This window comes from Gluconobacter japonicus (genome assembly GCF_002723975.1).
Taxonomy (GTDB): Bacteria; Pseudomonadota; Alphaproteobacteria; order Acetobacterales; family Acetobacteraceae; genus Gluconobacter; species Gluconobacter japonicus.
On the sequence record NZ_BEWO01000012.1, the window covers coordinates 54,961 to 70,339 of the forward strand.

Annotated in this window: 7 protein-coding genes; 6 read left to right on the plus strand and 1 reads right to left on the minus strand. The window is 59.5% G+C overall.

What is annotated here, in order from left to right; translation table 11 throughout:
* Positions 1-10 precede the first annotated feature (10 nt).
* Positions 11-1,087: a glycosyltransferase family 4 protein gene (locus GJA01_RS09680; protein ID WP_062503460.1), complete on the plus strand. Its 1,077-nt coding sequence runs from the start codon at positions 11-13 to the stop codon at positions 1,085-1,087.
* Here the strand turns inward: GJA01_RS09680 and GJA01_RS09685 are convergent.
* The gene (locus tag GJA01_RS09685; RefSeq protein ID WP_099282353.1) at positions 1,084-6,309 is read right to left on the minus strand and encodes a Hint domain-containing protein; all 5,226 of its coding nucleotides are present in this window, start codon (positions 6,307-6,309) and stop codon (positions 1,084-1,086) included. The genes GJA01_RS09680 and GJA01_RS09685 overlap by 4 nt on opposite strands.
* 243 nt (positions 6,310-6,552) lie before the next feature.
* On the opposite strand from GJA01_RS09685, the gene tsaE reads away from it, so the two are divergent.
* From tsaE to rnd, 5 genes are all read left to right on the plus strand, one after another.
* Entirely contained in the window at positions 6,553-7,002 is a 450-nt protein-coding gene (gene tsaE, locus GJA01_RS09690; RefSeq protein WP_062502962.1) for a tRNA (adenosine(37)-N6)-threonylcarbamoyltransferase complex ATPase subunit type 1 TsaE, read from the plus strand.
* On the plus strand, positions 6,999-10,034 hold the full coding sequence (addB, locus tag GJA01_RS09695; RefSeq protein WP_062502960.1) for a double-strand break repair protein AddB: 3,036 nt from the start codon (positions 6,999-7,001) through the stop codon (positions 10,032-10,034). The genes tsaE and addB overlap by 4 nt, the downstream gene beginning before the upstream one ends.
* Positions 10,031-13,588 (plus strand): double-strand break repair helicase AddA, encoded by a 3,558-nt coding sequence (gene addA, locus GJA01_RS09700; RefSeq protein ID WP_062502958.1) that lies wholly within the window; start codon positions 10,031-10,033, stop codon positions 13,586-13,588. Before addB ends, addA begins: the two co-directional genes overlap by 4 nt.
* Before the next feature lie 83 nt (positions 13,589-13,671).
* On the plus strand, positions 13,672-13,998 hold the full coding sequence (trxA, locus tag GJA01_RS09705) for a thioredoxin TrxA (RefSeq protein WP_010503828.1): 327 nt from the start codon (positions 13,672-13,674) through the stop codon (positions 13,996-13,998).
* Positions 13,999-14,084: 86 nt separating this feature from the next.
* A complete protein-coding gene (gene rnd / locus GJA01_RS09710; protein ID WP_062502956.1) occupies positions 14,085-15,290 on the plus strand; it encodes a ribonuclease D in 1,206 nt (401 codons plus the stop codon).
* Positions 15,291-15,379: the final 89 nt, after the last annotated feature.

Below are 15,379 nucleotides of genomic sequence, written 5' to 3' on the forward strand. Positions count from 1 at the left end.
ACCATCCCGCATGCGGTGCGCCTTTGTCATCCAACATATTAATGCAACAGGCGGAACCGAGCGCTCTGCCTGTGCGGTGATGAACGGACTTGTTCAGCGGGATGTGACGGTTCATCTGCTGGAACTGGTGGGAAACGGCCCGCCCGTTTTTCCGCTGGATGACAGAATTCCCGTAAAATCCCTGTTTGAAAAGCCAGTAAAAATTTTCAATTCCTGGCCACGGATTGTCGGGAGACTGGTGCGTTATCTGAAGCGTCACCGCATCGACACACTGGTTGTCGTGGAAGCCACACATGCTCTGTATGGCGTGGCTGCAGCCCGTCTGGCCGGATGCCGCTGCATCGTGTGGGAGCACTTCAATTTCAACATTACGCTGGGACGTCGCAAACGGGTCTGGGGGCGGCAGATTGCGGCCAGATGGGCTGACGATGTAGTCGTTCTGACGGCTTGGGACAAAGCGCTTTGGCGGGCAGGACGGGACGTTCGGGCTTCTTTGACCGTCATTCCCAATATGGCGCCTCCTGTCTGGCAGACGCCTTATGATGAGACATCCCGAACCGTTCTGACGGTAGGCCGGCTGACGTCACAGAAGGGGTACGACCTTCTGTTGGCTGCGTGGCGGATAGTAGAAGCTGATGGCCGCGGAGCAGATTGGTCTCTGAGGATCCGTGGGGATGGGCCTGAACGGGATCGTTTACTTCAGGTCGTAGAAGGGCTTTCGCGCGTGACGCTGGCTCCGGCCACACATCAGATTGACGCGGAGTATCGGCGGGCTGGACTGTATGTTTGTTCTTCCCGCTATGAAGGGCTTCCCATGGTTCTGCTGGAAGCAGCATCGGCCGGGCTGCCGGTTGTGTCTTTCGATTGTGAAACCGGGCCGGCGGAGATCGTGGAAGACGGCGTGAGTGGAGTTCTGGTTCAGCCGGGAGACGTTCACGCGTTGGCCGATGCGCTTCTGTCTCTGATGGGGCAGACAGAAAAACGGCGGACCATGTCTGCCATGGGCCGCCGCAAAGCATTGGAGTTTCAGCAAGAGACAGTCATGGTCCGATGGATGGACCTGCTGTCTCTCCCGCGGGGTGTTTAGCCTGCCTCGCGAAGGGCAGCCTTCTGGTCCAGCGCGTTGTTCAGTGCTGCCATCACGGCCTTTTCGGAGAATATTGCCTGTGTGTAGGCCCGTCCTACGTTTGTAACGTCCGACAGGTCTTCGGCGGTGTGCAGCGCGACGATCTGGCGAGCCAGATCTTCTGCTGTCGTTTGTACGAGCGGCTGAAGGCTCTTCGGAAGGCTCAGGCCTTCGGCTGCAACGGGTGTCATGATGCAGGGAACACCTGCGGACAGGCTTTCCAGAACCTTACCCTTGATGCCTGCACCGAAACGCAGCGGCGCAACGCTCAGGCGTGCCTGACCGAGAACGCTGGCCAGATCCTGCACATGCCCCAGAACGCGGACACGGTCGCTGGCCAGAGCATGGATGCTGTCTGGCATCTCTGCGCCTGCGAGGGTGCAGGTGATGGTCGGTTCCATGGCCCAGACGGCTGGCATGATGTCCTGAACCAGCCAGCGGGCGGCATCACCGTTCGGCGCATGGGCGTAATTGCCGACGAACAGCACGCCAGTGCGGTTTGTGGCCTTGGAAGTGGTCTGCGACACAGCCCAGGGCACGATATGCACATTCGCCTGAGGCAGATCCATGCGAAGCTGTGCGGCTTCGGTCTGGGAATGCGTCAGCACTGCATCGGCCTGAAGAGCGGCACGATATTCTGCGATCCGAACCTGATTGGCTTTGGCCATCAGTTCCGGCCGTCCCTGAATGGCGGCCTGACGGGCCAGACGCAGGAAGTGCAGGTCCGCCACGCTATACAGCACACGGGCCTTGCTCTGGTTGCGACGGACAAGCGCCATGTAGCGCGTGGCGACGTCTTCCCGGTGCAGATACACAACGTCGAAGCTGTCTTTCTGGCGGGAGAGTGCATCCTCGACGGATGCGAAGACCGGTGCGCCCTGAACAGTCACGGTCGGGAGGGTTTCCAGACGTGTGATCAGGGTCATCTGGTCCGCTGCGATGAAGCAGACGTCGTATCCCAGACCTTCCAGTGCAGTCATGTGAGATAGAATGGCCTGTGATCCCGCGTCCCGCTTCGCATCCGGGCGCAGGCTGTCAATCACCAGAGCGCGTTTGCGCTGTGGTGCGCTGGCAGTTTTCATGCCACGGCGACGGCGTGTGGCGTTGAGCGCCTGATCCGTCAGGCCGCTGATGGCCTGCGCCCGGGACTGGCGGAGTTTCTCGACCTGACCCAGCAGGAAGGACAGAACCTGATCGCCAGCCTGTTCGTCAGCGGCTGCTTCGACGGCGCGGGCGACGGTCTGCTCCATATCTGCGTCGAACATGCCGACGGCTTCCAGAACCTGCGGCGCGCCGAGGAGGGCGCCATCGCTTTCACGACGCACTTCCAGAACATGGCGTGTCAGGGGGGAGAGGCCACCTGGCAGGATGACATCAAACCCGCAGAGCAAAGGACGGCCCGTTTTTGCGACATCCGGGCGCCGACCATTGGCCAGAACGGAGGCCAGAACCACACCGTTATCCACGATCTGAAGCGTTACGGGGTCTTCAGAAGCCGTTGGGTTCGTGACCCAGCCGGAGATGCGGTTGCGGGTGGCGATGTCGATGCAGCCGTCCAGAAGTTCGACCGGAGCAGACGCTACGATGGCCAGTGGGGCTTTCTGTTCCTTCTGGTCCATCATCCACGGCGTGTTACCGAGGGTCGCACCATCCGTGACGCGGCGGACTTCGAGAACATGACGCTCCAGCGGAGACAGCCCACCCGGAATGTCGAACCGGAAGCCACAGGCTGCGCCAACATCCGGGCGAGCCTTGTCCGCCAGGATTTCGCCCAGAACGACCCCGTTGTCGACAATCTGAAGACGGACAGGTTTCACGCTTCCCGAAACGCGTGCCCAGCCTTCAATACGGCTATGGGTTGCGACGTCCACATAGCCTTCCAGATCGTTCATTGCTGCGCGGGTGTCAGAAGACAGGGCGTTCAGACGGCTACTGACGGCGGCCAGCAGCGCGCCTTCCTCAACGCGCGGGGCGCAATACTGAGCCGGAACCGGCTCTGCATTCGGGTAGAGCACGCTGTAGTCGGCGGCGTTGTGGAACATACCGCGCGAGCTGTCGTCCACGAAGGTTTCAGACTCTGCGCCGTTCGCGAAAATGACGTCGTGGCTTTCCAGTTCAATATGGAAATACGCGACTTCATCCATGCGCTCGGCCTGCACGATGCTGGTGCCGTTCACGAGCGACAGAGCCGGGATCAGCACGCCGTCCAGATACATGGCATGGAGCGGGGAGACGGACAGGTCCTGTTCAGGAATGTTCTTGCCGAGCGATCCCTTACGGAAAGTGACCGGCAAAATATCGCGGTTGCCATTGGCAAACGTGCCGGAATAGCTGCGACGGCCGATCCAGTGAATGGCGCGCAGGCCGTTCGAGCGTGTCTGGATCAGGTCACCAACTTCAAGCTGTTCGACCGGAACATTTCCGCGGTCTGTAAGGATCAGTGTGCCGCGGCAGTAGCAGGGCGTGCCTTCTGCCAGAAGGAGTGTGCCGCCGGTGCTGTCAGATTGAAGCGTGAAGAAGTCGGCTGCATAATCGCTGTCGAGGGCAATTGTATAAGTGTCGGTGCCGTTGGAGATTTCCAGCGTGGAAGGATCGGTCAGAGTTGCCGTCGCGCTGTTGGACCAGGCCAGTTCCGGGAGGTCCACTTTTGCGCCGCTGGCGAGGCGGATATTCTGGGTCGTACTGCCAGCATAGAGTGCAAGACGGCTTCCATCTCCCACACTGATGTTTGAAGCCGTACTGCCGCTGTGGACGGCTGCGGTCTGGCTGTTTGTCAGGGCGACGTCAGACAGGGCAGCACCATTCGTGGCGCTGTAATCCGTCATTTCCAGCAGAGTCAGAGACGGGTCATGGTCGGATTCCGCATCCAGTTGTCCCGTGTTGACGTGCAGGGTCTGGAACTGGCCTGCATTCGCAAATCCGTCCGTGCCAACAGTATGGTCGAGGGACTGGGCGTTGCCTTCATAGATGTAGGTGTAGCGGTTGCTCGCGTCTTCCTTGGTTTCCATGTCGGTCAGGCCGGCGTTGGCATAGACCTTGTTGGCGTCGCTCCACGCTACGTCGTTGAAGTCACCAAGGATACCGATCTTGGCAGTCGGATCGCTGGCAAGTTGGGTTTTGACGTAGTTCGTGATGTACTCGGCCTGCGCGATACGGTTGTTGACCGTGCTTGTCGTGCCGCCATGGTTCACGGGTGGTTGGGTCGCGCCGTAGAGTTCCGAGCTTCCGGCCTGTGAGGACAGGTGCACGTTGATGAGCGTGACGTCCTTGCCGTTGAACTCGAACGTTCCAACCAGTGGCAGGCGGGTGTTCTTGAATGTGCCGCTCAGCTCTTCGCCGCCGATTGTGGTGACCGGCTCTTTCAGGGTGACGCGGTCTGCGTTGTAGAGAAACACGCTGCGGATGTTGCCGCCGGAAACACCGCCCTGCGTACCGTTCGCCGGATCGACCTGTGCCCAGGAATAGGTTGGACCGCCTGCGTCGGCGATGGCCTTGACCAGAGCGGCAAGATTCTGTTCTGCGCTGACGGTGCCGTCATTCGTGGTGCCGCTGTCGTCCTGGATTTCCTGAATGGCCAGAACGTCAGGATTGTCGAGATTTTGCACAATGATTTTGGCGACCTGTGCCAGACGGTCCGCGTTGGCCGGATCAAGGGCGTTAAAATTCTCGATGTTGTAGTCACTGACGAGAAGGTTCTGCTCGTCTTTGTGGAAGTTCGTGACCGGCTTTTCCGTCTCGGTGTGAATAACCGTGACCTGTGTGGTCGGGATCAGTTCATAGACGCCATTGTAATAGGTCAGGACGCCCGTGATATCCCCGAGCTTGTCTCCGACTTCAGCGCTGATGGCCGAACCAGGTGTGACGCCGCTGTCATAGTAGATCTCGACGCGCTGGGTATTGATGCTGCTCTCGGTGCTCTGGAGTGCACCGGTTGGCGTCAGGAGGCCATTTCCGTTGTCGGGCACGACCCAGGTGGCGTTGGACGCTGTGGCACCGGTCGCTACAACATCATGCAGCGTGATGACCTGCCCGATGAGGCTACGGTAGAAGTCCAGAGCGTTGGTGTCAGGGTTGATGGTGGCTGTGCTCTTGTTGAGGTCAATCGCCTGTTCAAGATCGCCAAGATAGGAGGCTGCAGGGACGGTCAGACCGCCTTGGCCAATCACGGTCGGGGAAATCGCCGTGTAGGCTGCGCCTGTGTCTGTGTAGGAGACCAGATTGAGTTCCGGCAGTGTCAGGGATTTGCTCCATGATGTACCGGAATAATTCGTCACTGTGCCGGTGACGGAAACGGTAGTGCCAACAGTTGGCAATGTGGCATTCTTGCCGGCGTAAACAAACAGGCCGGTACTCCCGACGCTGCTTGTGTCTTTACTGGACTGCTGGATCCAGAAGCCGATGCTGCCGTTTGTATCAACGGCCGTCACGACGCCTGTGGTTGTGACGCTGCTGCCCGCGACGGGGCTGTAATAACCGTTTCCGTTGATCTGCTGGATTGTCAGAGCTGTCGGAGTTGTGGTGCCGGTATCGGTGCCTGATCCCGAGCCCGTATCGGACCCCGAACCAGATCCTGAGGAGCCGTCATCCGTGCCGGAAGAGCCGCCGCTGGTAGTTCCATCGTTTGCTGCGCCGGGAGTCACGAGAATGGTTCCGGCAGCAGCAGTGGTACCATATCCCGAAATTCCGGCCAGAGACGGGTCATCCGCGTTCCAGTCAGAGGCGCTGTTTGTGTCGGTACCATCTGGAATGCGTGAGGCGCCGGCAATGATCTTGCCAGTCAGGACTGGAGCGTTGGCATAAGTCAGATCGCCACTGCCCCCGTCCGAGACAGCGATCGTATCACCGATTTCAGACCAGGGAGTGGATGTGAACGTGCCAGCATTGGCGGTATCAAGGTCATCGCCAGCCTTGCCAGTGAAATTCTTGACCAGAAGGACAGTTTGCGTCCCGTTCTGTAAAGCATTCGTCTGATATGGGGTAACCCAATATCCAGAACTGTTGGTGGTTCCGAGCTGGAAAACATTGTCAATTTTGCCCGAAACCGAACCATCTCCGTCAACAACGATCAAAGACCATTCACTGTAATCTGTGTCAGGGTCGCCCTTTACTTCAATAAATTCGTTCGGATCTCCGGATGGGCTTGGGTTGAACATGAATTCATTAATGAGAAGAGTGGACGTCATAGACGGAATACCTTCTGAGGAATGGTCTTGTTCAGAATCGTTACTGAAAAGTTAAAATCTATTTCGATCTGTCTGTAATAAAGAGTCAACAATCGTTGTTTATTTTTCTCAAAGAATCACAAAACGTTCACTTTATTTCGTTTTGTGTCTATTTTTATGCTTGAGGAGAGCAAAGTCCCGTTATTCGAAACCAGAACAACGAGATACTTGCTGGATAGTAGAGGGGGCGTCAGAGTAGGCGGCATGCAGATACGCCTTCCTGACCAGACCTCGACCGAACATCTTGCCGCCCAACTTGCAGCGCTTTGCACTCCAGGCGATTGCATTGCCCTGTCAGGTGGTCTGGGGGCTGGGAAAAGCACTTTTGCGCGGGCATTTCTGCGGGTGCTGGCCCATGACCCGCAGATGGAAGTTCCAAGCCCGAGTTTTGCGCTGGTTCAACCTTACGACACCTCCGTCGGGCCGGTTTTCCACTATGACTTATGGCGGCTGGATGGGCCGGATGCGCTGTATGAACTGGCCTGGGATGAAGCCTGCGAAGGCATCATGCTGGTGGAATGGCCAGAGCGCGCTGAAGATCTCCTGCCTGCGAATGCCCTGCACCTGACGCTGACTTCTGGCGCGACAGAAGACGAACGGTTTGCAGAGTTGACCGGTTGGCCGGATGAGCGCCTGAGCGGGGTTGCGTTATGACCGTTGTGACGATTGCAGGCACCGAGCCTTTTCTGGATCGGGTCGCTCATGAATGGCTGAAGCAGGACCCCGCTGCGGGAACCGACGGTCCGGGGCTGTTGCTCGTGCCGAGCCGTCGAGCTGGACGTGCATTGATGGAAGCGTTCTTGCGCGTGCTGGATGGCAAGGCATCCCTCCTGCCGCGCATCGTTGCGATCAATGACGTGGATGAAGAGGCGCTGGCGTCCATCGGGATTGATGTCTCGTTGCCTCCTGCGGTCGAGCCGCAGAGACGGCTTGCCGTGTTGTCCATGCTGATTTTGCAAACGCCAATCGTTAGTGTCGGGGTCGACAAGACCAAGGGTATCGACCGGGCCTGGCCTCTCGCCAAGGCGCTGGCGGATCTGATGGATGAGGCTGAGCGTAGTGGGGTCGATCTGGCGGCAAGTTTGCCAGAAGCCGTGGAAGAACGCTTTTCAGAACACTGGCAACAGACGCTGAAATTTCTGGAAATCATCACGACAATCTGGCCGAAATGGCTGGAAGAAGAAGGTCTGTCGAACCCCGTTGCCCGTCAGGTCGCGCGTCTGAAAGCGCAGGCGGCGGCGTGGCAGCATGTCCCACCCCACACGCCCGTTTGGGCGGTCGGGTTCGCGGATGGGTCCGCAGCGGTGTCAGATGTGCTGGCGGCAGTGGCGACATTGCCAGCCGGGCTGGTGATCCTGCCGGGTGTTGATCTGGACTTACCTCAGGCAATGTGGGACGCGCTTCCTGCGTCCCACCCACAGGCGGGTCTCAAGGAAATTCTTACGGATCTGGGACTGACACGCGACGATCTGACGGATTGGGACGGGGGCAGGGATCGGGCCAGAGAGCGCCTGATGCGTGGCGTTATGCTGCCGGAACAGGGGATTACGGCCTGGGGGCGGGATCTGAACCCGCGGAATATTTCAGGCCTGTCTCTGCTTCCCGCACAGGATCAGCAGCAGGAAGCGCAGTCTATCGCATTGATCCTTAGAAATGTGGTGTCTGTACCCGGGCAGACCTGTGCGCTTGTGACACCAGATCGTAGCCTTGCTCAGCGCGTTGGGACCGAGCTTCTGCGGTTCGGGATTTATGCCGATGACAGTGCCGGTGAGCCTCTGGCGCAGACGCCAGCCGCAGTCTTCCTGCGCTTGATCGCCACGGCAGCCGAGGCCCAGCTTTCCCCAGTGGCTCTGCTTTCTGTTCTGAAACACCCTTTGGCGTCTCTTGGTCGGACACCGGGTAACTGCCACGCCTCGGCCCGTCGGCTGGAGCGTCTGTTGCTGCGTGGACCTGCTCCTGCACCCGGTATCGCAGGCCTTAAGGCGGCGCTTGAGACGTATATCCAGAACCAGCGTGACCCGGACAATGGTGCCAGCGCGGATGCTCCTGATGAGCCGGAAGGACCAGCGGCATTTATCGCCCGGATTGAAGCCGCTTTCGAGCCTCTGCTCAGCCTGTCCGGCGCGGTTCCGCTCCCCGAATTGCTGGAAGCCCTGATCCGTACAGCAGAAGCCTTGGCCGCGACCGAAACAGAACTGACCGCAGAGCCCGAAGAAGGACTGCATCCAGGCGGACGTCTCTGGATGGGGGATGATGGTGAGGCGCTATCCCGTCACTTGGCCGCTTTGATCCAGCATACTGGCATTCTGCCACCACAGAGGCTGGCGCATCTGGATTCCTTTTTGAACACGTCCATGGCCGGGCAGATGCTGACGGGCTTGCGCGCGCATCGTGGCGGTGTGGAGTTGGCCCATCCGCGTGTCACCATTCTCGGTGTGCTCGAAGCGCGTCTGCTGGCGTTCGATGTGGTGGTTCTGGGGGGACTGAATGAAACGGTCTGGCCGCCTGCGACTGATCCGGGGCCATGGTTGAGCCGCCCGATGCGAACGCGTGTTGGTCTCCCGTCTCCCGAACGACAGATCGGCATCAGCGCTCATGATTTCGTCTCAACGGCTCTGGCCGCTGGGGAGGTCGTGTTCTCCAGTTCCGCCCGACGGGATGGTGCACCGGGTGTGCCCGCCCGCTGGATGGTGCGGATGGAGGCGTTTCTGGGTGGTCGCCGGCAGAAACTGCCTGTGCATCCTGCGCTCGAATGGCAAAAGGCGATGGATCAGCCGCTGGATGGCGCGGAAACCGTGGCTCCTCCAGAGCCAAGGCCTCCTGTGGCACTTCGCCCACGGCGTCTGAGCATCACGGAGATCGAGACGTGGATGCAGGACCCGTATGCCATTTATGCCAAGCATGTTCTGAAGCTGAAGGCGCTCAAGCCGCTTGAGGAAGGCGCGGAACACGCAGATTTTGGCATGATCGTACATGAAGCCATGGATCGGGTTCTCAAAGAGTATCCGGACCGCTGGCCGCAGAACGTGGCCTCCTCCTTGAAGCGCGCATTCGCGGAAGAACTGGCCAAGGCCAATATGCGACCTGCGCTGGTCAGTTGGTGGGGCCCAAGGCTGGAGCGTATTGCAGACTGGGTTGCCGTACAGGAGCGGACCCGTCGAGAGCAGGAGCACGCCATCGCGCGGCATATGGAAGTGTCTGCGTCGTTCAAGATCGAAGCTGCACGTGCACCGTTCGAACTGCGCGGTAGGGCAGATCGTATTGATGTTGATGAAGACGGCAAGGCGACGATCTTCGATTACAAGACCGGTTCTCCGCCTACCGGAAAAGCCGTGGAGGGTGGATGGTCCGTTCAGCTTGTTCTGGAAGGAGCATTGCTGGCCAAGGGCGCTTTCGAAGGTGTTCAGGCGGCTGAGACGAAACAGCTTCTGTACTGGCATCTGACTGGCGGGGATGATCCGGGGAAAGAAAGCGAAGTTCCAAGTCGGAAATCCAGCCTTGATGCGGCGGCCCTGATTGGTGAGGCCATGGAAAAACTACGCGGCCTCATTGATGAGTATGACCAGCCCGATCAACCCTATCGCTCCCAGCCCTGGGCTGGACATGTGCCGCGCTATACGGATTACGCGCAGTTGGCACGGGTGGATGAATGGCGCGCGGCCTATGCGGAAGGAGACGACGCATGAGCGAGACCCGCAACCGCGCTGATGTTATTGCTGAAGCCGATCGCACCCAGCTTGCTGCGTCTGACCCGATGGCGTCCGTCTTTGTGTCCGCGTCTGCCGGATCGGGCAAGACCAAGCTGCTGATTGATCGTCTGCTTCGTCTAATGTTGCCGCTTGAAGTAGAAGCAGATGATGGGTCGATTGTGTTGGCCGAAGGGGCAAACCCGTCCCGTATCCTGTGCCTGACCTACACCAAGGCCGCCGCCGCCGAGATGGCCAATCGTCTTCAATCCCGTCTTGGCGAATGGGTGTCGCTCCCGGATGAGCGTCTGGGCCGGGAACTTGAGAAATTACGTGTCCCCAATACGGATGAGACACGTCGTGCGGCCCGGGCGCTGTTCCTGAAGGTTCTGGATCTACCGGGCGGTCTGCGGATCGAGACGATCCATGCGTTCTGTCAGTCTCTTCTGCGTCGTTTCCCGCTTGAAGCCTCGGTCGATCCGCATTTCACCCTGATGGAAGATACGGATACGACGCTCGCTTTGCGGGAGGCCATGGAAGACGAACTCGCCAAGGCTCCGAAAATCGTGGCCGAAGTGGCGGGGACTATCGGGATCGACAGGTTTTTCCAGCGGATACGCGCTCTGAACATGGAAGAAAGTCGCGTCCGTCCCCTGCTGGACCGTTGGCAGATCCTGCCGGACGCTGTGCTGAGCGCCTATCGGGGCGCTCTGAAGGCCGGGCAGGAGGCCGCGTCTGATCTGGAAGGGTTGGTCTGCAAGCCTCGCAAGGAAGCGGAATTGCGGGCCGGACTTCAGGCGGCGCTCGGCGTTGTCACGGCCGCTGCGAAGCCGACTGTGGAGCAGATGCTTCTGTGGCTTGGGACACAGATTGAAGACCGTTCGGCACCCGTTTGGAGCAAATATCTGCTGACGGACAAGGGCACCGTGCGGCAGATGAACCGCATCATCAGCAAGAAAGCGCAGGATGCCGTTCCTGAAATCGTGCCGCTGCTGGAAGAGGAAGGCCAGCGCCTGCTGGATCTGACCGAGAGCATCAAGCGCGCCGTGCTTCTTTCCCTGAATCGCGCGCTTCTGTCTCTTGCCGCGCCAATGCTGTCGAACTTCCGTGAGGGCAAGGCCGCGCGTGGACTGGTGGATTACAACGATCTCATTCAGGAAACGCGGAACCTGCTGGAAGATCCGGGTGCGGCCTGGGTGCTTTATAAACTGGATGGCGGGATCGACCATCTTCTGCTGGATGAGGTGCAGGACAATTCCGGCCTTCAGTGGGAAATTGCCGGGGCTCTGACGTCCGAGTTTTTCTCCGGTGAGGGCGCATGGGAACAGGGACCGAGACCCCGCACCGTGTTCGCGGTGGGCGACTACAAACAGTCCATTTACGGTTTCCAAGGTGCTGACCCTGAACAGTTCCATAGCTGGCGAGCTGAGTTTGCGCGCCGCGTTCAGAATGCGGGCTTGCCGTGGCGTGACCCGGATCTGAACGTCTCGTTCCGCTCCGTTACGCCCGTTCTGTCTTTCGTTGATGCGGTCTTTTCCCAGCCGAATGCGGCACATGGCCTGTTGGAGCAGGGGCAGGAGACACTGCTTCCCCATGTATCTGCGCGTCCGGGGCAGGGTGGGCGCGTTGAACTCTGGCCGCTCGTTCCGGTGCTGGAAGGCGAGGACGACGATGAAGGTCTGACGCCCTGGCAGGCTCCGAAAGCCAATACTGGCCAGCGTAGTGCACCGCAGCGTCTGGCGGAGGCCCTTGCCGGGTGGATCGATCAACAGATTGGCCGTTCACCGCAACCGGGGCAGGCACCGTTGAAAGCAGGCGATGTTCTGATTCTCGTGCCGCGCCGGTCTTCCTTCCTGCGGTCTTTGATCCGGGCCCTGAAATCGCGGAACGTGCCCGTGGCGACACTGGTGCGTGTTGGTCTGACGCAGCAGGTGGCCGTTCGCGATCTCATGACGCTCTGTGCGGCACTGCTTTTGCCCCAAGACGATCTGACATTGGCAACAGTTCTGACCTCACCCCTCGGTGGACTGAGCGATGATTCCCTGATGGCGCTGGCGACAAAAGACGGTCGCGCCCACGCCCTTGGCCCGAAAGGCCAGCCGCTCTGGACTGTTCTGCGGGAACGTCATCGGGAGCGTGCGGAGTGGCAGGCGGCATGGACCATGCTGTCCGCGCTTTATGCACGCGTGGATTATGCCACACCGTATCGCTTACTGGCCGAAGCGCTTGGTCCGCATGGTGGGCGCACAAGACTGCTGCGTCGTCTTGGGCCGGAAGCGGCTGAACCGGTGGACGAATTGCTGACGGCTGCACTGCGCTACGAAGGGCTGCATCCTCCGTCGCTTCAGGGTTTTCTGCATTGGCTGGAAGCCAGCGAAATTACCAGCAAGCGTGAAGCGGAAAGCGAGACCGGGGCTGTCCGCGTCATGACTGTGCATGGATCGAAGGGCTTGCAGGCCCGTCTGGTCGTGATGCCGGATACGTTGTCCCGTGCGCCCGCCAGTGGGGACTTCCTCTGGGAAGAAGCCGCTGGGCTGGACCTTCCGATCTGGGTGCCGAAGAAAGATGCCGGAACGGATGTCACGATCGCTTTGTCTGCCCGGGATGCGGAGAAGGCGCGGGCGGAAAACAACCGTCTGCTCTACGTCGCCCTGACGCGCGCCAGTGACTGGCTGGTGATCTGCGGAGCCTCTACGAAGCGTCAGCCGGACGACACAAGCTGGTACCGTCAGTGTCAGGCCGGGTTCGAAACGCTCGCCAACGCGCGGTCCGAACCGCTGGGACTGGGATGGGACGGAGACCATCTGGTTCTGGAAGAAGAGCGGAGCGTGGCTCCTGCACCAGACGCCGCACCGCGTGCTGCCATACCTGCACTAGAACTGCCTGCGTGGCTCGGTCGGGCGCCTGACTGGCGCGCGGAGGTCGCTCCAGTGGAAGACGCCATGACGCGCCCTCTGGCGCCAAGCCGCCCGGATGGCGCGGAGTTTGGCGAAGTGCCTGCCGCTCGCTCTCCATTGGAACTCCTTGCAGGGAGGCCAAAGCCTGTTCGGGAACAGGCCATGCGGCGCGGCACGATGATCCATCGCCTGCTTCAGCTTTTGCCGGAAACGCCTTCCGAAGATCGGCTGGCACTTGTAACCCGCTGGCTTTCCAGACCTGCACTTGGGCTGACAGAGAACGAGGTCGGGCGTCTGACGGATCAGGTCATGGGCGTCCTGCACCATCCAGAACTCGCACCCTTGTTTCAGGCAGGCAGCAGGGGCGAGCAGCCAATTTCGGGCATTAGTGAGGGGCGCGTGGTTCTGGGGCAGGTGGATCGTCTTTGGATCGGGGACGGAGAAATCTGGATCTGCGACTACAAGACGAACCGAACTCCGCCGAGTCGCGTTGAACGGACACCGGTGGCCTATGTGCGGCAGATGGCGGCCTATCGGGCAGTTCTTCAGCAACTCCACCCTGATTTTGCCATTCACTGTTCACTGGTCTGGACGGAGGGGCCATCCGTTATGGTTCTTCCAGACGTGCTTCTGGATCGTGTACTGGAGGAGTCTTGATTTAATGGGCAGGCTCTTGCAGTCCTGATCAGAGAAGCCGATATCGGTTTACAGAAACACGTTTCATCACAAGGAACACGTCCATGAGCGCAAATACGGTTGCCGTTACGGATAGCAGCTTTGAAACAGACGTCCTGAAGTCTGACGGCCCGGTTCTGGTCGACTTCTGGGCAGAATGGTGCGGTCCGTGCAAAATGATTGCTCCGGCGCTCGAAGAAATCGGCGCTGAGTATCAGGGCCGCCTGAAGGTCGCCAAGGTCAACATCGACTCCAACCCGGAAGCCCCGACGCAGTATGGCGTTCGCAGCATCCCGACGCTGATCGTCTTCAAGGATGGTAAGCCGGTCGCTCAGCAGATGGGTGCGATGCCAAAGAGCCAGCTCAAGGCCTGGATCGACAAGTCCATCTGATCTGACGGCCACTCGCTGTTCACTGTCCTTCATTCGAGGGCAGTGGGGGCGTGGTCAGAGGCGATTCCTTTGTGTAGGATCGGGCCATGCGTCCGAAAGCCTCTGATTTTCCGTCCCCCGTCATCGTAACCTCCAGCGAGGAGGTTGCACGGCTCTGCAACAAGTTGAAGCAGGAGCCGTTCGTTACCATTGATACGGAATTCGTTCGGGAAAAAACCTATTGGCCCGAACTGTGCCTTGTGCAGCTTGCTGGCGCAGAAGACGTCGCCGTTATTGATACGCTGGCGCCGGGCATTGATCTGGCTCCGCTGGGCGAACTTCTCGATGAGCCCGGATGCATCAAGGTGTTCCATGCCGCACGGCAGGACCTTGAAATCTTCCTTCATATTTTTAACCGGCTTCCGCAGTCCCTGTTCGATACACAGATGGCAGCGATGGTGGCCGGATTTGGCGATCAGGTCGGTTATGACAGTCTGGTGGGTGCCATCACGGGTCAGGCTATCGACAAGGCGCATCGTTTCAGTGACTGGTCAGCCCGCCCGCTGACGAAAGCGCAGATTGCCTACGCCGCAGCGGATGTGACGCATCTTCGCACGGTGTATCTCGCACTTCGCAAGCAGCTTGAGGACGAAGGTCGTCTGCGCTGGGCCGATGCAGAACAGGCTGTTCTGACATCCGAAGAGACCTTCCGTCCTGATCCGCGACGCCTGTGGGAAAAGCTCAAGGCCCGCACGAACAATCGTCGGATGCTCGGTATACTGCGTGAAATCGTGGCATGGCGTGAACAGGAAGCACAGAACGCGGATATTCCCCGTCAGCGCGTTATCCGGGATGAAAGTCTGCTCGAAATTGCGGCCATCAAACCGAACAGCATCGAGGGGCTGGCCCGCGTTCGGGGCGTGACCCGCGGTTTTGCGGAAGGCAAGATGGGGCAGGGACTTCTGGAAGCTGTCCGTATTGGTGAGAGCCTTCCGGATGCAGATCTGCCGAAGCCTCCGTCCAAATCAGATCGTATCCGTCCGTCGGCTGCGCTCGTGGCGTTACTGCGTGTTCTTCAAACGGCCAAATGTGAGCAACATAAGGTTGCTCCGCGTCTTGTGGCCTCGTCTGACGATCTGGATCGGATTGCAGTCGGTGAGACAGAGGTCGAGGCGCTCAAGGGATGGCGCCGGGAAGTTTTCGGACTGGATGCGCAGGCGCTGGTCCGTGGTGAGATTGCACTGGCCGTTGTAAAAGGCTGTGTTGAACTTCAGCGGGTTGCCCCAGAAGGTGAGCCCGTCGAAGTAGAATAAGCGCCCTTCGACGTTTGGATGACTTTCTGGTAAGGAACGTCAGCCACACTATCCCGACCCTGTGATCGGGGTTGGGCAGGGTAACAGGA